This is a genomic window from Laceyella sacchari, from assembly GCF_024927925.1.
GTDB classification, from domain to species: domain Bacteria; phylum Bacillota; class Bacilli; order Thermoactinomycetales; family Thermoactinomycetaceae; genus Laceyella; species Laceyella sacchari.
Genome location: NZ_CP103866.1, coordinates 477,367 through 496,363, shown reverse-complemented (window position 1 = coordinate 496,363; position 18,997 = coordinate 477,367). Strand labels below are relative to the sequence as shown.

Annotated in this window: 21 protein-coding genes and 1 pseudogene; 6 read left to right on the top strand and 16 right to left on the bottom strand. The window is 47.6% G+C overall.

Annotation, left to right across the window (positions count from 1 at the left end; all coding sequences use genetic code 11):
* Position 1: 1 nt before the first annotated feature.
* The 9 genes from NYR52_RS02685 to bluB all read right to left on the bottom strand — a co-directional run bounded on the left by NYR52_RS02685 (position 2) and on the right by bluB (position 7,046).
* Complete coding sequence (locus NYR52_RS02685; protein ID WP_158283158.1) at positions 2–913, bottom strand: conjugal transfer protein; 912 nt, start codon at positions 911–913, stop codon at positions 2–4.
* Positions 914–915: 2 nt separating this feature from the next.
* Positions 916–1,548: a class D sortase, LPxTATN-specific gene (gene srtD / locus NYR52_RS02680; RefSeq protein ID WP_246026805.1), complete on the bottom strand. Its 633-nt coding sequence runs from the start codon at positions 1,546–1,548 to the stop codon at positions 916–918.
* Positions 1,545–2,438, bottom strand: a complete 894-nt coding sequence (locus tag NYR52_RS02675; RefSeq protein WP_259436218.1) for a hypothetical protein — start codon at positions 2,436–2,438, stop codon at positions 1,545–1,547. Before NYR52_RS02675 ends, srtD begins: the two co-directional genes overlap by 4 nt.
* A gap of 447 nt (positions 2,439–2,885) precedes the next feature.
* A complete protein-coding gene (locus NYR52_RS02670; protein WP_259436217.1) occupies positions 2,886–3,338 on the bottom strand; it encodes a GNAT family N-acetyltransferase in 453 nt (150 codons plus the stop codon).
* Positions 3,339–3,388: 50 nt separating this feature from the next.
* Positions 3,389–4,288, bottom strand: a complete 900-nt coding sequence (locus tag NYR52_RS02665) for a TIGR01777 family oxidoreductase (protein WP_259436216.1) — start codon at positions 4,286–4,288, stop codon at positions 3,389–3,391.
* A gap of 33 nt (positions 4,289–4,321) precedes the next feature.
* Positions 4,322–4,711: a VOC family protein gene (locus tag NYR52_RS02660; RefSeq protein ID WP_132219554.1), complete on the bottom strand. Its 390-nt coding sequence runs from the start codon at positions 4,709–4,711 to the stop codon at positions 4,322–4,324.
* A gap of 334 nt (positions 4,712–5,045) precedes the next feature.
* Positions 5,046–5,741, bottom strand: coding sequence for a DUF3891 family protein (locus NYR52_RS02655; RefSeq protein ID WP_259436215.1), 696 nt, complete (start codon positions 5,739–5,741; stop codon positions 5,046–5,048).
* Between the two features lie 192 nt (positions 5,742–5,933).
* Positions 5,934–6,185, bottom strand: coding sequence for a hypothetical protein (locus tag NYR52_RS02650; RefSeq protein ID WP_132219552.1), 252 nt, complete (start codon positions 6,183–6,185; stop codon positions 5,934–5,936).
* Between the two features lie 177 nt (positions 6,186–6,362).
* A complete protein-coding gene (gene bluB, locus NYR52_RS02645) occupies positions 6,363–7,046 on the bottom strand; it encodes a 5,6-dimethylbenzimidazole synthase (protein ID WP_259436214.1) in 684 nt (227 codons plus the stop codon).
* 1,053 nt (positions 7,047–8,099) lie between these two features.
* On the opposite strand from bluB, the gene NYR52_RS02640 reads away from it, so the two are divergent.
* The 3 genes from NYR52_RS02640 to NYR52_RS02630 all read left to right on the top strand — a co-directional run bounded on the left by NYR52_RS02640 (position 8,100) and on the right by NYR52_RS02630 (position 9,976).
* A complete protein-coding gene (locus NYR52_RS02640; protein ID WP_132219550.1) occupies positions 8,100–8,531 on the top strand; it encodes a DUF2621 family protein in 432 nt (143 codons plus the stop codon).
* A gap of 190 nt (positions 8,532–8,721) precedes the next feature.
* Positions 8,722–8,925 (top strand): cold shock domain-containing protein, encoded by a 204-nt coding sequence (locus tag NYR52_RS02635; RefSeq protein ID WP_022737732.1) that lies wholly within the window; start codon positions 8,722–8,724, stop codon positions 8,923–8,925.
* 139 nt (positions 8,926–9,064) lie between these two features.
* Positions 9,065–9,976, top strand: a complete 912-nt coding sequence (locus tag NYR52_RS02630; protein ID WP_259436213.1) for an RluA family pseudouridine synthase — start codon at positions 9,065–9,067, stop codon at positions 9,974–9,976.
* A 78-nt stretch (positions 9,977–10,054) separates the two neighbouring features.
* Here NYR52_RS02630 and NYR52_RS02625 read toward each other — a convergent pair whose 3' ends face one another.
* The 5 genes from NYR52_RS02625 to NYR52_RS02605 form a co-directional block, all read right to left on the bottom strand.
* Entirely contained in the window at positions 10,055–10,357 is a 303-nt protein-coding gene (locus NYR52_RS02625; RefSeq protein WP_132219548.1) for a YunC family protein, read from the bottom strand.
* A 141-nt stretch (positions 10,358–10,498) separates the two neighbouring features.
* Positions 10,499–10,756 carry a DUF6154 family protein gene (locus NYR52_RS02620; RefSeq protein WP_102991512.1) on the bottom strand — a complete coding sequence of 86 codons (258 nt, stop codon included), beginning with the start codon at positions 10,754–10,756 and terminating at the stop codon, positions 10,499–10,501.
* An 80-nt stretch (positions 10,757–10,836) separates the two neighbouring features.
* Entirely contained in the window at positions 10,837–12,273 is a 1,437-nt protein-coding gene (locus NYR52_RS02615) for a bifunctional metallophosphatase/5'-nucleotidase (protein ID WP_259436212.1), read from the bottom strand.
* Between the two features lie 13 nt (positions 12,274–12,286).
* Positions 12,287–13,108, bottom strand: coding sequence for a sulfite exporter TauE/SafE family protein (locus tag NYR52_RS02610; RefSeq protein ID WP_132219546.1), 822 nt, complete (start codon positions 13,106–13,108; stop codon positions 12,287–12,289).
* Between the two features lie 75 nt (positions 13,109–13,183).
* Positions 13,184–14,047, bottom strand: coding sequence for a DUF72 domain-containing protein (locus tag NYR52_RS02605; protein WP_132219545.1), 864 nt, complete (start codon positions 14,045–14,047; stop codon positions 13,184–13,186).
* Positions 14,048–14,682: 635 nt separating this feature from the next.
* Here NYR52_RS02605 and NYR52_RS02600 point away from each other — a divergent pair.
* Both NYR52_RS02600 and NYR52_RS02595 read left to right on the top strand, forming a co-directional pair.
* Positions 14,683–14,835, top strand: a complete 153-nt coding sequence (locus tag NYR52_RS02600) for a hypothetical protein (RefSeq protein ID WP_259436211.1) — start codon at positions 14,683–14,685, stop codon at positions 14,833–14,835.
* Between the two features lie 223 nt (positions 14,836–15,058).
* A pseudogene (locus NYR52_RS02595) lies at positions 15,059–16,408 on the top strand (IS1182 family transposase); the annotation flags it as partial.
* Between the two features lie 50 nt (positions 16,409–16,458).
* Here the strand turns inward: NYR52_RS02595 and NYR52_RS02590 are convergent.
* Positions 16,459–17,499: an NAD-dependent epimerase/dehydratase family protein gene (locus tag NYR52_RS02590; protein WP_259436210.1), complete on the bottom strand. Its 1,041-nt coding sequence runs from the start codon at positions 17,497–17,499 to the stop codon at positions 16,459–16,461.
* Between the two features lie 432 nt (positions 17,500–17,931).
* Here NYR52_RS02590 and NYR52_RS02585 point away from each other — a divergent pair, with 432 nt between their 5' ends.
* Entirely contained in the window at positions 17,932–18,372 is a 441-nt protein-coding gene (locus NYR52_RS02585; protein ID WP_022737721.1) for an endonuclease domain-containing protein, read from the top strand.
* Between the two features lie 314 nt (positions 18,373–18,686).
* Here the strand turns inward: NYR52_RS02585 and NYR52_RS02580 are convergent, their stop codons facing one another.
* Positions 18,687–18,854 carry a hypothetical protein gene (locus NYR52_RS02580; RefSeq protein ID WP_022739106.1) on the bottom strand — a complete coding sequence of 56 codons (168 nt, stop codon included), beginning with the start codon at positions 18,852–18,854 and terminating at the stop codon, positions 18,687–18,689.
* Positions 18,855–18,997: the final 143 nt, after the last annotated feature.

Below are 18,997 nucleotides of genomic sequence, written 5' to 3'. Positions count from 1 at the left end.
GCTAGATCTCCCCTTGTCCCATTCTCACAACATACCAACGGTCGCCTTCCCGGACGAGGTCGAAGGTGTAATGGTAAGCCATCTCTGCTCCCGAAGACAAATCCTTCAACTGCACGTCACAGGTGACGGCATAAACGTCGCCTTGTTTGCGGACGGATAAGTTTTTCAAATCCATGAATTGCAAGATATCTTTCAATCCGGCGGTGGGCGTACTATTTTTTTGGAAATAAGCAATTTCCTGTGGTTCGCCCGTGGTGTACACTTTCCAGAAGGACTTCATGAATGTTTCCACTTGCGAACGAATCTCTTCATTAACCGCCTCCCCTTGTTCCTTCTCATCCTGCCCTTCCGGTAGTTGGCGAGAGGAGGGCACGGGTGGAGCCACCAAATAAGGCGTGTCCGCAACCAGATAAGAGTTGCCCACTTTCTTGATCGGGACCACCATGTAACGGTCAACCCGTTTCTGCATCTTGGCATTGCCGACTTTGGTCAAAATCGTTTCGGCGAACACCGTCACATCTATCACACCAGAGCGATCGGGCCGCTCTTTGATGTCCCAGACCGCAACATAGCGGGCATAAGATTCCCAGTCAGCTTGTTTGAAATCAAGTCCTGCTTGCACATCCATGTTGTTGTGCAAAAACGGATTTAACCGCTCCGCACGAGAACTTTCTTTGCCTTTCGTCCAAAAGAAATATTCGCGGACAAACTGCTCGGCAAACGCTCGTTCTGAGAAGTGGGCTTCTATCCCTTTTTGTGCTGCTTGGTTGTCCGCAGCGGCAATTTTTCGAGGCGGAACCGGGATCAATCCGAATTGGACTCCCAAGACGGCCGTCGCACTAACCGCCGTGTAGAGTATCAATGCCCAGAACAAAAAACGTATGAAAGTACGACGAATCATCGGCCGTTCCATGTTCATCCTCCTTGTTCATCCGGAGCTGATTCATCCAGCTTCTGTTTTAATTCAGATTGAATGATGTAGCGTTCTGGAGCCGGCCCGACAAATGTAAATGGATAACATGTCGTCAACGTGAGCACGGGTTTCCCATGGGGGACGATTACCGTACGGTCGTCCGGTTTTGTGACCCACGTCTTGGTAATAACGTAAACAAATGTCCCCTGTTTGGTACGAACACGGAGTTCATCCCCTTTTTTCAGTTGGCCAATTTTACGGAAAACCGTGTCGCGATGGCCAGACAAAACCGCGTTGTCCGGCTCTCCAGGCAATACGCTTCCAGCATAATGCCCCACCCCGCTCGCCAATTCGTCTTCATGCGTCCCCTCGATAATCGGCATGCGTGCATCCAACTTGGGGATGAGCAAATCGGCGAAGTGTTCCCCACGCTTTGGACGCTCCTCTTTGGGCACCACCACCCACTGGTCAGCATGTTTGCGCGGCGGCGCTGACTTAAGCTTAGGCGCCTCTTGCCCCGAGCCGGCCGCCGTCGTCACCACCTGCAGTTTTTCGATATAATTCACTGCGGAATAACTGGCGTAAGCGACGCCAGCCGTGACCAAAGCGAGCGCGATGACGCGGTCCCACTTCAAGAACGCTTCACCCGGCTCCGTCTGAACGCGTAAAGCGAACCGATTAGCGCCGTGGCGCCTCCGATCAACACCCCGTTCAAATCATTGCCAGCGGTATTTGGCAATTGCCCCCCATCCACCGTTTTGGGCATCTCGGTTGAGCGGGTGTCGGCAGTCGTCTTAATGGCGTCCTGTTTGGTTTCGGCATCCTTTTTCTCCGTTGAGAAAGCCTCCAGCGACACTTCCCCTTCGACCACCCGCACCGGTTCTTCAATGTGTTGGTTGGTGGATTGGTGTTGCTTGGATTCCTTCTGCGGTTCCATCGTTTGTTCTTCTGATTGATTGAGCTTAGGCGAATGATGACTGGATAAACGATCGTTGGTGATGTGATCTTTGCGGGCAGGCTGTTCAGACTCGGATGTTGGTTGCGATTTTTCTTTTTCTGCGACCACTTCACGAGGCTTTTCTTCGCTTGGAGGCAATTCTGGGGATGTGGATTTCACTTCATCCGGTTGATGTTGTTGCACTTGTGGTTTTTTAGGGATTTCGACCTCTTGCGGACGACGGTCTTCAATGCGGCGTTCCAAGCCCACATTCTTTTGCTCTGGAGCCGGTTGTTCCTGGGTGACTGAAGCTTTGCTCGGCGGCAAGTCAACAGGTTGGTTTGTGTCGGGGCCCACCTCATTTTCGGCAAAGGCGGAACCGACGCCCACCGTTAATCCTGTAACGAGGCAAAGTGATAAAGCAGCAGCAGTATGATTGGGGTTTCTTGCGGCAAATGATTTAGGTTTGCGACGGTTTCCTTTTTGATTAGGATATTCCAGGTCAAACTGCCTCAACAGGTTGGAATAGATGTTACGGGAATGAACATCCGTACGCCAAGAATCCAAGATTTGTTTGGGATCTTTCATAAAACCCCCTCCTCTTATATTGAAGAAACACTTATCAACTGCTATTGGTTATCGATGCCGACCGTATCCGCGCCGAAAGCCGGGAGAAATTGCCGTATCATTTCACATTTTACTCAAATTAACAATATTTTGACATGACTCCCCAGTATCTCGGTCGTTCTCCCATTCTTTTTCCTATAATATTACACAAATCATCACGTTTTCAACACAATTTTGTAAAATTTGCACCAAGGATTATTCTATTCTCCATCGAAATGATATCCTGCAATTTTTCTTTATCCGCTCTTTTTTTCATGACATCGATAACCATAATAAACCATTTACATATACTTAATAAATACGGTTTTTGTTAAATATTAAAAAAATTATTATAATTAATATTCTATCCCTGCCTTGTTCCCTTGCCACCTCTTATACAATAAGACAAAGGAATAAACCGGAAAATGGTTAAACTTCTATTTTCAGCATCGGCAAAAACCGTCCGGGAATCGACCCCGAAGGAACTTTCCCAATCTTGACAGCGCCCATCTTCAAATAAAATCCTTCTGCATGGGGATCGCTATCTACTTTCAAACTAGTGAAACCGTGTGCACGAGCAACATTCTTTGCATGTTCCAACAACATGCGGCCCACTTGTCTGCCCATCGCAACCGGTTCGACAAACAAAGCCTTTACAACAGGCGGCCGTCCTTGGAGGATATAAAATCCAAGCAATCGCCCCGCCCGCTCCGCCACCACCACTTCGCATCCGTGCACCATTTCCGGCGTCACCGTCAGCTCATCGGCCACCTGTCGCATAAACGCTTCGTCATAGCCCCAATGAGCCTTTGAACGAAGCGCCAGCTCTGTGATGGAAGCCGCCTCATGAGCCCGGGCCCGACGAATAACGACCGATTCCATCGCTACCATCCTTTTCTTTTCACCATCGTTAACGTCGCGCTCCCATCCTGTCAACGCCCTAAGAGATGGGTTAGCGCCGGAGCCAACTCCGGAAAACGGAATGTATACCCGGTTTGTAATAATACGCGCGGCAAAACACGACATCCCCCAAGCAACAACTCTTTTCCCATCTGTCCCAATGCCAGTCGGACCAAGGGTGACGGCACATGAAACTTGGCTGGCTTGCCCAGCGCATCAGCCACAGCCCTGGCAAAGTCATGGTTAGTGATTGCGGCGGGGCTCACCACATTGACAGGGCCCGCACACTCTTCCTTCTCCAAGAGGTGTGACACCACATGCGGAATTTCATCCAGCAATACCCAGCTTATTGGTTGCCTTCCGGAGCCCAGTTTGCCGCCCAATCCCCATTTGAAAGGGTACAGCATTTTTGGGAAAGCTCCCCCTTGATTGCTAAGCACCATGCCAAACCGCATGTTCACCACCCGGATACCACTTGCTCGTGCATCCTCTGTTGCCATCTCCCATGCTTCCGCCACCTCGGCCAAAAAGCCTTTTCCTTTTGGGCTGTTTTCATCCACTTCTTCTGTGACTGGACGATCACCATAGTAGCCGATCGCTGAGGCGCTTAACAGCACCTTTGGGGGGCGGGCCATTGCAGCCAACGCTTGGCACAGAAAACGTGTGCCTTGCACCCTGCTTTTTAAGATGCGCTTCTTCTTCTCCCTGGTCCAGCGCAAACCGGCAATGCTTTCACCGGCCAGATGAATGACCGCGTCCATGCCTTCCAGCTTGCCCGCTTCCAACTCTCGGTGCGAAGGATTCCAGTAGATATGGGGCTCTTCGCAAAGCGCCGTCCGAACCAGCGGAACCACTTCATTCCTTTGGCTACGCAGATGCTTCACTACTGCCTCGCCGATCAGGCCTGTCGCTCCGGTCACCGCGATTTTCAACAGATCGTTCCTCCCCATCGCTTCATCCCGCTATCATTTCCATTGTTTCATCCTCTTTTGAAGGTCGCCAGTGAACAGCTCCAACACCAATCCATCCGGATCAGTGAATTGCACAGACCAGCCGCCCCCACGTTCAATCGGCTCCCGCACCAAGGGAACCCTCTTCTCGCGCAGGGTGTTCACCGCCGCGAAGAATGCTTCTTCTGAAATGGAAAACGCCACATGATCCATGCCAAGTCCCTGTGGTGACCCCGCTTCCTCCGGCTTCTCCAGCAGGCAAATCCAAGCATCACCCCAAGACAAATACACATCGGTTCTTCCTCGATGAACCAAGGTCATCCCCAGCACATCGCAATAAAAAGGCAAACTCTTTGCCAACTGCTTCACGCGCAATGTGAGATGGTTAAATCCAAGAACATCCAACCGCTTCCTCTCCTCCGTTCCTTGTGACAAACGGGGATCTGTCCAGCAAATCATCCAACTCGTAATGCACAAGACAGCCGGCTGTTCAACTCCGGCTATCTGCCACTACTTTGCCAGCTTGACTTGCCACACTCTCCCCTAAAACCGACGATCATTGTTACATGATCCTTTGGCGCAAAGCTTCTATCACTATTGTAGACCATTATGTTTGAAAAAACAAAATACATTGGAAACTGTCACGAAACGGCAAATATCCGGAAACCCAACAGCGACTTCGGCTCCCGCACCTGTGTCCGCCCTCCCCTTTCCTTTGCCGAACCGCCAATTTTTCATCTTATACCATCACGGTGAAACGGTACACATCCCGTCCGACCAACCGGCGATAACCGTCAAACACCTGGTACGGAATCTCCACCGTGAACGATTGTTTGAACAGATTGGGGACAAGTCGCAGGCGATCCCGCCCTTCCCAAACCCATTGATATCGTTCTCCCTGATACAAAATCCCATCTTTAAACCATGGATGGTTCGGTTTTTCCCCCGGTTCATTAAAACAAAGAGCCAGCGACAAATCGTCGCAAAAACGGAGCAACCGGAAGTTGGCCGAAATATTCTCCTCTTCCTCTTCGGTAAACAGGGGGCGGAGTTTGTTTTGGCGGCTATACTCTTGCTCGCGAAATTTACGGGCCACCGGATCGTCAATATTGGTGAAAAAAGATGCGTAATGTTTGCTGCATAAGAACCCCGCATAGGGATCATGCGCTACTACTTTGGTGATGCCATCCGTGTACGCTTCTAACTTGGGCAGCATCGGGTAATCTTCAAAAGAGTAGGGCTCATTGGTCTCATCATTCCACAGCGGCGACTGGTCTAAGCTCTCCCATCCCCAATCATGGTGTGAGATGGCGTACAGTGTTTTGGCGAGTGGGCGGATTGGTTTAGCCATTTGCGCCGCTAACTCACCTGAGAGCAAACCATGATCGTGCTGTTTAATGAAAACATAGTAGTTCCCTTTCTTTCTAACAATCATCGCAGTCCCTCCCCCTTTCGCTCATTATACAAAAAGCCCCGGCCAAGCGGTAGATTACAGCAACCGGGACTAACCGCATTTTTTCCTTTTATCTGCCACATTAGGTACCCTTGGTGCATCCACTGCATGAAAAAAGCCAGCTGCGTTTCATTGCTGGCTTTTCTCTCTTTGCTGTTGAACAAGAACTGCTCCCTACAATGCATCATCCATAAACCGGGCGGGGCTGGGTTCTTTCTCCTGCACCGTTTGGTTGCTGTGCTGTTTTTCATGTTGCAAGGCCTGCTCCATCAGTTGAATGATTCCCTCATTGAAACTGAGGTTCCGTTTACGGCAATAATGGGCGAATTCTTTATCCAGTTCTTTTTTCAACAAAATCATGCGCTCCACTTTGCTGTCTTGTGTGCGATCTACATTTTCCTCCACAAATTTCATGAACAAGTCCACATGAAAACCCTCCCCAAAACCGCTCTTTGCTCAGTGTCATTCCATTCAATCCTGTAGCGGCGCGCCCCTAAGATGACCACTTCACCATCGTAGCAAAACCCGTGGCTAAGGCGTGTCTGATGAATAGATCAGCGGCTCCAAATCCGTTTTCCATCCACTTGATTAGCCAGACACGGCCTAGTCCTCCTCTGTGGTTTGAAAAGATGACAACCGTTTCCCCCAGGCATTTTCAAACACCAAATCACCCAACGCCAATCGCTTTTTCCAACCCAACTCCTCCAGCATCGGCTTGTCTCCAAACCGCTTAGGATATCCGACGCACAGGTAAGCGACGAGTTCCACTCCTTCTGGAAGTTGAAGCAACTTTTCCACAAAAGGCTTGTCCAAAATGCTCACCCAGCCGATGCCGATCCCTTCCACCCGGGCCGCTAACCACATGTTCTGAATAGCAAGGCAGGTGCTATACAAATCGGTTTCCGGCATCGGCCCGCGTCCCAACACAAACGGAGCGTCCCGGCGCCGGTCACAAGTCACCGCCACATTGACCGGGGCCTCCATAATCCCTTCCAGTTTTAGCGACCGATACAGCTCTTTCCGCTCCTTCTCCGTCAACTGCGCCAACTGCTGGCGATTGGTTCGCTCAAACGAATCTTTGATCTGACGGCGGATGTCTCTTGAAGTGACCATGATGAAATTCCAAGGTTGCATAAAACCGACGGAAGGGGCATGATGCGCCGCCTCCAAAATACGGTGCATCGCCTCTTCAGGTACCGGTCGGCTTGAAAAATGGCGAATGTCCCGCCGAGCCTTTATCACTCGATGCACCGCATCCCTCTCACTCGCTGTAAACAAATCACTCACCCCTTGTCCCCCTCCTCTTCTCACTTGCCCAGCCACTTCGGACGTTGCGCCTGCCAAAAAGCCCGTATATCACCTTATCTCTATCTTATCTGATATTGCATTTTGTTCACACTATCCAGCCCCATTCTAACCGTACATTTTTTACTTGGCATCAGCGTTTTTATCTTTTTTTCATTAATGTTACACACGGATAACACAGACGGCTCACACCTCGCACGAGGCATCTTCCGTTCGGAGGTGCCACGCAGTTTTCTTATGTTACAAACTGTTACAAACCAGCTTTCCGATCCAGATTTCCCAGTGATTCCAAGCGTCTATGCTCCATTTGGCGTAAAGGTTCCGTCTTTTTTTTGACCATAAGTTACCCCAACATTACATGTGGTTTACAGTTGCGTAAAATCCGGGACAAACCGACAACCTGCCCTATATAATGATCACAGATAAGTCAAACGGAGGTGCGACGTAATGAACAACGCATCGATCGGATTATTCAACGCTACTTTGATCAGCATTCCTTGCTGGGCAATGATCTACTTTACTTGGCAAGCACTGATTGGTTAATCATTGATATATCCTTCGGCATCACGAACATAACGAATTTGATTTTCGGTTCACATACACATAATCATCACAGGAGGAGATCTTGATGAACAACGCATCGGTCGGATTATTCAACGCTACCTTGATCAGCATCCCTTGCTGGGCAATGATTTACTTCACTTGGCAAGCACTGATCGGTTAATCATTGATATATCCTGGTATCATGAACAAAACGGATTTGATTTTCGGTTCACATACACATAATCATCACAGGAGGAGATCTTGATGAACAACGCACCGGTCGGATTATTCAACGCCACCTTGATCAGCATTCCTTGCTGGGCACTCATCCTGTACGGCATGAACTTGTTCTTTTAATCCTGCATCCATCATATCCTGACGAATGCGAACCTCTCCCGGATGAGAGGTCTTTTTATTTGCAAGCTTGTCACCGCATGATTGCCTTCGATATAATGAATCGTTGAAAACAAGCAGGAAACGAGGTGGTAACGGATGACGGGACCCATTTGGTTGCAATGGTTTTATGTTCTTTTTTGGATTGCATTGATCAGCTTGATGGCCATCGGTGGATACTTTATGTTTCGCAAATTCCTTAAAGCGTTACCAAAAGAGGACGGCAAGTCGATTCTCGATTGGCAGGAATACTACATAAAGGAAACACTCCATTTGTGGACCGATGAGCATAAGGCGTTACTCAATGATCTGGTCTCTCCCGTGCCCGAACTCTTCCGCGACGTGGCCAAACAAACCATCGCCGGCAAAATCGGGGAGCTGGTGGTGAAAGAGGAAGCGAAGCAATTGTCGCAGGATCACATTATCCGCGGCTATATCCTTGCTACTCCCAAACGGGATCACAAGTTTTTGATAAAAAAACTAACAGAGCGCAACATTGACATTGCACCTTACCAAGAGTTGCTCAAGTGAGGCCCCTGTGCCAATCTTTCTTGCATCAACAGTTTGATCATGATATGATTGGATTGAGCGTTAAAAGTGGGTGCTTCAATCAAGTTTCATCTTGCGGCCTCTTTGTTTCAAAGTAACAAAAGGTTCCAAGTGCTTGAGGAATTACCGCTTTTGAATTGCCGCTTTTCTTAAATGTAAGGAGGCCCAAAAGATGAAGGGTAAAGTAAAATGGTTTAATGCTGAAAAAGGTTATGGATTCATTGAGCGTGAAGATGGTGGCGACGTATTCGTTCACTACTCCGCGATCCAAACCGAAGGCTTCAAAACCCTTGAAGAAGGCGAAGCAATCGAATTCGATATCGTTCAAGGCGATCGTGGTCCTCAAGCAGCCAACGTTATTCGCGTAACAAGATAAGGATGACCAATCCAAGCACTTCCTTCATGGGAAGTGCTTTTCTTGTACCCATCAAAAACATGGGAGAAAATAAACACTGGGGAACAGCTGACAAGTGATCCCCACATCATATTCATATATAGGAAAGATGGCCGATCAAATGAAACAATCACCTTCCCACAACAAATGGATTACCTACACCATTACCGAAGCGTGGGCCAACCGTACGGTCGAAGAAGTGCTGAAAGGTCCGCTTCTCATCTCTGGGCGTATGCTAAACCGCTTGACACGCAGCAAAGGCATTCTGCTCAATGGGCGTGCGCCCTATCTTAAGAAAAAAGTAAAAACAGGGGACCGCTTGAAAGTCGCCGTCCGACCCCAGGAACAATCGGATCTGACTCCGGAGCCGGTGCCATTTGGGCTTATCTATGAAGACACCGATCTTATAATTGTTGACAAACCGGCTGGTGTGGCCGTCCATCCGGTACGCCCTTCTGATCGAGGTACCTTGGTACATGGCATTTTACACCACTTAACAAAGCAAGGCCGGGTCGGAATCGTCCGGCCTGTCCATCGTTTGGACCGGGACACCTCCGGGCTGATCCTCATCGCAAAAAACGCCTACATGCATCAGCTGTTGGATCGTCAATTACGCGAAAAAAAGCTGGAGCGGGTCTATTTTGCCCTCAGCGGTGCCCCGCTCCCACAAGCTTCCGGCACCATCGTCGCCCCGATTGGTCGTGATCCGCACCACCCCACACGTCGGCAGATTACAGAACGCGGTGAACCCGCAATCACCCATTACCGCGTGTTAAACCACAATGACCAAGCCACCCTCGCCCGCGTGGAATTGGAGACTGGCCGCACGCACCAAATCCGGGTTCATTTCGCCCATATCGGTGCTCCTTTGATCGGGGATCGGCTCTACGGCGGATCGTGCGCTCTTATGAAACGACAAGCGCTACACTCTGCTGAGATGGCCTTTATTCACCCACTCAGTGGCGAGCTGATGCGATTCACTTCACCAATCCCCGCCGACATGGCTGCAACCATAGAACAATTGGGTTTATAACCATATTTGTCTTGGCTTCATCGGCGCTTGTGGACAAATGCAAGCGCCTTCGGTTTTTCCTCCAAAGGCGCTATGTTTTCAGATCATTTTCAGCAATGCTTCTCTCCCTGTCATGCCCGCTCTGATGCCATGCTCCTCGGCCGTGTGCGTTACCATGGTCAATGGCGCGTCCATCAGCTGTTCCAAAGTGCGAACACCTTCCGCACGCGCAGCGATAATCTCCCGCTCTCGCAACCGTTCATTCAACAGCCCCACATCCAGTGCACCGCACATGATATAACCCTTTTCGGTGGTGATAACCAAGAGCGTCGTTTTCGGCAATGCCACTTCGATCCCCAACACGGTATGGCCTTCCACCTCAATCGGTTTCATCGCAATCATTTGGTTCCCTCCTCCAGATGATTCCTTATCAAGGTATGTGCCAACACCCAAAAAAGTGAGACCCATCACATCGCGGCAAAACCAAAAAAGCGGACACCCCATAGGGTATGCCCGCTTATTCATGCCCAAACGTCCAGGCTATCAATGCACTTGCGAAGAAGTCGGTGTCCCGCGAAACGATGGGAGCTTCCCATCTTGCATCATTTTCATCTTTAACATTTCCACCAAGTAGACGCCGACCATCTGAACCACTTCGTCATCAGTCATCTGCTCGATCATCTGCAACACGTGCTCCCGGGATTGTTCTTCCAAGATGCTGAGCACAATGGCCACCGCATCATCTTCGTCATCATTTAACTGATCTCGGTACAACGAGTAAACTTCATCCACAAAACTCATCGCGGCTATCCTCCTTATCCCTATTGTAGCGGAGTCCATACCATATTTCGAGGTCACCATAGGTAACCATTATCTTCCTCTCATATCCGGTGCCATCGTTTAACTTCGCACCGCGCCAAAGCGGCGGGCGTCTGTAATTGTTTCGCCAACAAATCCCGTAAGAACTCTGGCAAATAATATTTTTGTACTTTTCCCTCTTTCAAACCCATGTATCCGATGCCAAAGGTAAACATGTCAATCGTGGCCAAACTAACCAGCTGCTCTTCCTCTAGCCGGGAGCCATTTATCCTGATTTCCTTGATCCGTTGAAAAGGCGGCGCCTCCGGGTCATAAAACACTTCCATTCCCGATACACTAACCGTTCCCAACACTTCCCCCCGAAAGCCGAATCCACGAATCGGCAAGGTCATAAACTCATCAAGCAACGCTTCTTCCAGCGTCCGGCGAATCTCTTTCCCTTCGATCATCATCAACACGGGATTGATAGGATGAGGGCACACCGCGTGCAACTGTTGTCTGGTCACTGAACCCGCAGGAATCTCTGCTAAAAGCTGGCCATTGTTCACTAAGGCAGCTTCAGCGCCAACCCAGTCGCACAGCGCATCCGCCAACAGATTGGGCAATGGGCTTTCTCCATACCAGTCTACCCCCAACGGGCGGGACAGCTGATGAATCGGTTGCGCCATGTTTTCCAAGGCTTCTCCACGATAATGGGCAATCAGTTCCTGCATTTCCCGCTCCTCAGCTCGCCTGGCAAGCGGATAAACCCGTCCCTTGATCGTCCGCACACGGCCTGCGTCAGGGTCTACCTCGATTTCGATATGGCCGAGGTGCTGCCCGTGTTTGCCTGCCCCTGCCAGCCACGTGTCTCCCACCCGCTCCAGCTCTTCCAGCAAATGATGCGTATGGGCTCCAATGATCAAGTCGATCCCTGGCACTTCCTTCGCCAGCAACCGATCATTCATCAAACCCAGATGGGACAGGACCACGATCAAGTCCACTTCCCCGCGCAAGCGGCGCACATGCTCAGCCAAGGTGGAAACAGGGTCTCGCACATCCCAACCCATCAGCTCATAAACGGTTTGATACGGAATGGTCGCGGCCAGCATGCCGATCCGCACCGAACCCAGAGTGACATGGGAACAAGGGCGAATCCAAGCCGGCTGCCCCATGCGCTTCACGTCGTACACATTGCTGCTTAGCACCTGATACGGCGCATCCCGGTATACCGCCGCCAGCTGATCTTGGGAAAAGGTAAGCAACTCATTGTTGCCCAATGTCACAAAATCATAACCCATCCGTTCCAAGATGGTGCCGTTCACCCGACCATCGGTCCCTTCTGTTTCCATCCGCACCCGATCCATATGATCCCCGATGTCCAACAGCAAAGACCGCTCATTTCGCGCTTGCCACTGGGCGCGCAACTCTTCGATCAACGGCGCCATCTTGGACGTTTGATCCAGATGGCTGTGCAAATCATTGGTATGTAATAAATGAATGCGATCGACTCGCGTCACACGCGCCCCTCCTTCAAACCAAATTGAGCCCGTCCAAGATCATGCGCACAGCTGTCACTATAATCGCAATGCGCAACAGATTCAACAGGGTGCGACCGCTCAACTTTGCCGAAATCCAAGCCCCGGCCCTGCCACCCATCCACGCCCCCGGTGCCAGCACCAGCGCCGAAAGCCAGTGAATATTGCCTTGAACCACGTGCATCACACTGGCTGCAATCGAGGAAAGGCAGATAATCAGCATGGAGGTGGCGGTAGCCACATGTGGCGGAAACCGGAATAGCATGATCATCATCGGCACCAACAGCGAACCGCCTCCGATGCCAAACAACCCAGATATCACGCCTACCAGGAAAGAGAGGCCCAAGGCAGTCAACCGATGATAGCCGTACTCATACTCTGTTCCGGCTGGGTCAGTGTATGTCTTAATCACATCCAACCGCACAGGGCGAGCCGTCCCTTTCTCCTTGACGCGCAACAACCATGATACCAATAACATCAAGCAACCAAAAGCAGCGAAAAACGTGTCGGATTGAAACAGGCGAGTTATCCACGCGCCCACCATCGCACCTGGGCCACAAGCCAAAAAAAACACAAACCCGCTTTTCACATCCACCCGCCCCTGCTTGAGAAAAGACAAAGTGGAACTCAGCGCGGTCAAAACAATCAACAACAATGAAGTCCCTACAGCCACAGACGGTGTGATCCCTTGGAAAGCTGGATGAACCCCCGCCAGATAAATGAGCGCCGGCACGATCACGATGCCACCGCCCAATCCGACCAGACTTCCCAACGTGCCGGCTAGTAGACCGACCACAAACAACAGCATCCATTCCATTTTGCGTCATCATCCCATCTGCACTCTTCGGACGCGCTCAGCCGACAGCCCACTGGGGCCGTTCACCCCCTCGACTTAAAAAATGCCCAGCTGGCGCGGGGCCAAGCCCGCAAACTCTACTCCGAGCAACCGCATCATCAGATTGGCGCTGTCGACCGCATCCCCTTGAGAGTTATTATTGAATAGCAACGTGATCCGTTTCACCCTCTGTTCCAACTGCCGCACATAACCTACCCACTCCGCCAGCTCAGCTTCCTCATAACGGTAAGCATAGCGGACATCACGCCAATTGGGTTGGCCGGTGTTGTTCCAACCAGCAACATTGCGCCCATGAAAACGGACAATCGCCTGCTCCGGCACCGTCGCTGCCACCACCAAGGGTACCGATCCTTCTCCCGCTTGGGGTTCATCACAAATGACATGAATGCATTGTTCCCGTTCCAACAACCGAAGGGTTTTGTCGTGAAAGTCAGGATAAAACCAGCTTTGGTTGCGGAATTCCACCGCCACCGGCACATCCCGAAATGCTTCCCGCACCCGTCGGATATACTTCACATGTTTTTGCGAACAATCATACCACGGCGGAAATTGGAACAGCACCGCTTCCAGCTTGCCTGCGCGCAACATCGGTTCAAGCGATGCCCGCATGTCCTCGACCAGCTCCCGCCAAGGACGCACCGGTGCCTTCTCCAGCCGTCCGTGCCCAGTCAATTCCCGATACGCCTTCACCACAAATCGAAAACTCTCCGGCGTCTCATTCACCCAACGCTCCATCCGTTCCACTGGCGCAATCGCATAAAAGGTGCTGTCCACTTCTACCACCGGGAAATGCGCGGCATAGATCGCTAACTTCTCTCTAGCCTGCGTCCCTGGCGGATAGAGGTCATGATCTCCCCAGCCGCACACCCCGATTTGAATAGGATTGATGACGGAACTCATCTGTATGTTCAACCTTTCCGACTTGGGTTATGAATTTTATTTTATCATTTGTTAAGTCTTAAAAAAATGATAGACATAAGGGATTAATTGTATTTTGACCTGTTCATTCATCTGCCTTGTAGACATCTGAAATCGTCAAACCTGGGAGAGGATTACGAAAGAGCGCATATATATCCTTTCGCAATCCCTACAGAAATCCCCCTCAATTAAGGTAATTTTCTTTAAATATCATCATTCGTCTTTCTTTTGTATGAATGCATTCACCAGCCCTTGTATTACTAATCTTTATAAATAATTGATCGCCCATCACTTGTTCAACCTCCTATATTTTATATAATTCCAAACGAAATATATTGCTGACACAATCGAAGAAATAGTTAATATACCTAAAAGATCAAGGTCATACACACCAATGATGTTACCTGTTACAAATAAAACTAATTGGTATAAAAAGAAGCACACGCACTTTAGAGCTAGTTTTTTCATTATGTGTCCCCTCTTTAATGATGATTGGTACTAAATCGAGAAGTCATGCCAATTTATTGAGATTATTCGTAGGTAATGATATATTTTATGTGAGTTGTTCAAATTTTAAATAAATTAGTCGCGATTATCTATTTCAAGGAGGGTACACCATGGGAGTAAGCGGTAATGAGATTTTTCCTTTAATTATTGCTTTAGGTACTTTATTATTGATTCCTGTCAGTCTATTTGCTTTAGTTTTATTTATTCGCGCTTTACTATTAGCCATCCCTATTCTTAAAAAGCTCAACAAAGAAATGAAGTGAGGTAAAAACGTTGGTGAAAAAGCCAACAGTTTTTTATAACATGAATCTTACTTTTTCCACATAGTAGGATAAGTTTCTTAACAAGCCAACTGAAAATGCTAGTTACCAAATAAAAAACGCCTAGTAACCTAGGCGTGAGGCTGCTGACAAACTGCCTTGAAAGGCAGGGTCAGCAGCCTTTTTTGTCGAATCAATAAAAAACACTCTATAAGGAGTTTTTTCTATGTTTAGAACAAACCCGAGTAAAGAACATCAACCAGAACTAGTTAACATAGAAGAATTAGTTCCACGAGATCACTTGTTACGGAAAATTAATGAAACGATCGACTTCTCCTTCATTGCTGAGAAATGTAAAGAATTATACTGCCAAGATAATGGGCGTCCATGTCTTGACCCAATTATGTTATTTAAAATGCTACTCATTGGATATTTGTTCGGCATTCGTTCCGAACGCCGACTCATTGAGGAGATTAAAGTTAACATCGCTTACCGTTGGTTTGTAGGGTTATCTCTAACCGACCCAGTCCCACATGCATCTACTTTCAGTCAAAACCGTCGAAGACGGTTCCAAAGCTCCACTATTTATCAGGAAATATTTGATGAAATTGTCATTCAGGCGATCCAACATGGATTTATTCAAGGAAAAGAGCTTTTTAGTGACTCCACTTTTCTTAAAGCCAATGCCAATAAAGGAAAGTTCAAAAAACAATTAGTTAAAGTTACTCCCAAAGGATATATGGATGATTTAGAACAAGCAATTGAGCAAGATCGAGAAGAGCACGGAAAGAAGCCTTTAAAAAAAAAGCCCATAAAGGTTGAAACGAAAGAAATTCGTGTAAGTACGACCGATCCAGATAGTGGTTATATGGTTCGAGATGGAAAACCCGAAGGCTTTTTCTATCTCGATCATCGTACTGTCGATGGTTTACATAACTTCATTACAGATGTATTTGTTACACCAGGAAATGTCCATGATTCAGTTCCTTATTTAGAAAGGTTAAATCGTCAGAAAAGCCGCTTCGGCTTTTCGGTGAAAGCTGTTGCTCTGGATTCTGGTTATTTAACTATGCCTATTTGTCGTGAATTGAGAGGACAAGGAATCTTTACGGTTATTGCACATCGGAGTTTTCGACCAGATAAAGACCTCTTTCCGAAATGGAGATTTAAGTATATTCCTGAGCAAGATGTATATCTTTGTCCAGCAAAGCATCAACTTACATATCGAACGACCAACCGTGAAGGATACAGACAGTACAAATCCAATCCCGAGATTTGTAAGCAATGTCCTTTTCTTAAGAATTGCACAAAGTCAAAGAACCACACAAAAATCCTAACACGTCATGTATGGGAAGATGCAAAAGAGTGGGTTAGACAAAATCGCTTGAGCCCACGTGGAAAAACTTTATATAAGCGTCGAAAAGAAACGATTGAACGTAGCTTCGCTGACGCGAAGGAACTTCATGGTCTTCGATACGCACGCTACAGGGGGCTTGCAAAAATTCAAGAGCAATGCCTCCTAACTGCTGTGGCTCAAAACATAAAAAAGTTGGCTATGCTGCTTTCGAGAGCAGGTAAGGGAGGTGGTTTTAAGTTTATATGGGTTGATATTCATCCATTAATTGTTTATATCCCTTTTATATACAAAAACCCTGCGATCAACAAAGTTGATTCGCAGGGTTTGTCAACATTCTCAACGCCTAGTAACCTAGGCGTTTTTTCTTTGGATTGTTGTATGCTCAGAAAGTAATCATACGTTTTCTGAATCCCTTCTTCCAAACTCAACGTCGGCTCCCAATTCAATACTTCCTTGGCCCGAGTAGAGTCAAGTGCACTTCGTTTTACGTCACCTGTTCTTTCTTTTTCTCTAACCAGAGGCAGATCTTTGCCAGAAACTTTGAGAATGACATGGTACAGGTCTTCCGTGTATGTTTCGATCCCCGTTCCAATATTCAAGACCTGATCGTCACCTTTCGTCAGAGCAAGCACATTGGCACGTGCAGCATCTTCAACATAGAGATAGTCACGGGTCGTCCCTTTTGGCATATCCTCATATGCAAAGAGAACAGATGGACGATCAGCCAACACATTGTTCATGAAGATCGGCGTTACTCCACAATCGCCATCTGGAATCTGTCTTGGCCCAAATATATTTGCGTAACGCAATACAGTATATTTCATGCCAAATATCGCAGCATAGTAATGCAAATACTTCTCGCATGCCAACTTGTTGATGGCATACGGCGAAATCAGCTGTGGGTTTAAATTTTCAGGTGTTGGGATTTGATCGGTCTCCCCGGCCAAGGCCCCACCAGATGAAGCAAAGATCACCTTCTTGACATCCACCTTCTTGCAGATCTCAAGAACGTTGATTAGCCCCTCCACGTTGATTTTTAAATCTAAAAGCGGGTCTTCAACAGACTTTGGCACCGATTTTTGTGCAGCATGGATGTTAACCACTTCCGGCTGTTCTTCTCTTAAAACCTCTTCAAGTCGGTCGCGTTGTTCAGCAATATCCAGTTCATAAAAGCGGGCATCTGGATGGATATTTTCTCGCTTTCCTGTGGATAAGTTGTCCACAACAACCACTTCATGCCCTTCTGCCACATAATGATCAACGACATGTGAAGCGATAAATCCAGCCCCTCCGATTACCACGATTTTCATCTGTTTCACCCCGGAAATTTAGATTATTTGCTACTATTCTCCTCTTTTGGTGCATAACCACTTTGACAGTTGTGAGGATGAACGTTCCCCCTGCAATAATGATACCAATCCCTTTGTAATCTTTTTGTAACAATATTTCAACAATGTAACAAAAAAGACTTGTTCATTTATAAATTATCTTATCCAGAAACACATTGACCACCCTGATATCCATGATTTCCAAAGGTCTTTTACAAGTATCTCCTCTGATGTATGATTATTCATATAATTATTAATATATTTAAGGATGGGGTTTTGCTAGCCCATACGCAAATGCCGCCGTTATTAACATTCACATGGAGTTCATCTGAACTAAACGCAAGGTTTGTGAAAAATTACGTGGCCACGAACTTATTTTGCAAAGCAATGATAAAGGAAAGGGAGGCCATTGGTGTGGCAAAGTTCATTGTTCAGTTTCGTCGCGATCGGGACTACCTTATCTGGATTGGAATGTACCTTAAACAACTATTCCAGACCAAACGCTTTCCAGACTGGCAACGAATCAAATGCAGCCGTAGTCCCATTCAAATTCGTCTATACGATGCTCTCAAACGTGAAGGATATCGAGTCAAGGCCGAATATGAAACTTGTGGTTACCAGGTTGATTTGGTTATCAAGAAGTACCGCCTGGCCATCGAGTGTGATGGAGCCGCTTTTCACTCTAGTCCAGAACAAAAGAAACGCGATCGAAAAAAAACAGCGGTTTTGTCCAAACATGGTTGGAAAGTGATGCGCTTCAAAGGATGGCAGATCAATAAACAAGTGGAGAAATGTGTAGAACGGATCAATGAGTATACTGGTATCCACCGCAAACGCTGGTGGCAAATATGGTGATTTTTTATGAGGATTCATTGTTTGAACCCGTTCATTTATGTGACATTAAGATGCGGCCATCGTACCGCTGATATACTAATTTTCGAGAAATATCATTCTCCTCCCCGTTTCTGGCCATATCCTTTATATAAACTACCACGATCTGCTCCAATATTTAGTTCATTTAATCACCTATACGCTCAGCTATTACAAGCTATATTTATCAGAAATAACTATATTAAAAAGGGGGAGAAATATAAACAATATATGATTAGTGGAATAAATAGGCAGGCGCACTTTAAAAGCTCCCAGAAATGGGAGCCTTATTTTTTATGTTACTTATCCCATGGATTTTTTTTCTTGGGCGAAAGTGAATCATCCGCTTTGGCCTGCAAATATTGGCGTGGTACGGCATCATAATCACCGTTTGGCCCCTTTACCCAAGATGACTTTGGATGCTTCGGATTTAGATCAGACTTTGCATTTTTAAACCATTCATTCAAAATTAACCAACTCCTATCCACTAATTTTAACTGAACAAAATATTAATTATGACGAAATTGTTTAAAATCCTCTTTTAATCAAAAAAATTAATGAAAACTCGATTATGCTGTCCCAAGATGATATACAAAGGGAAGAAGATTTA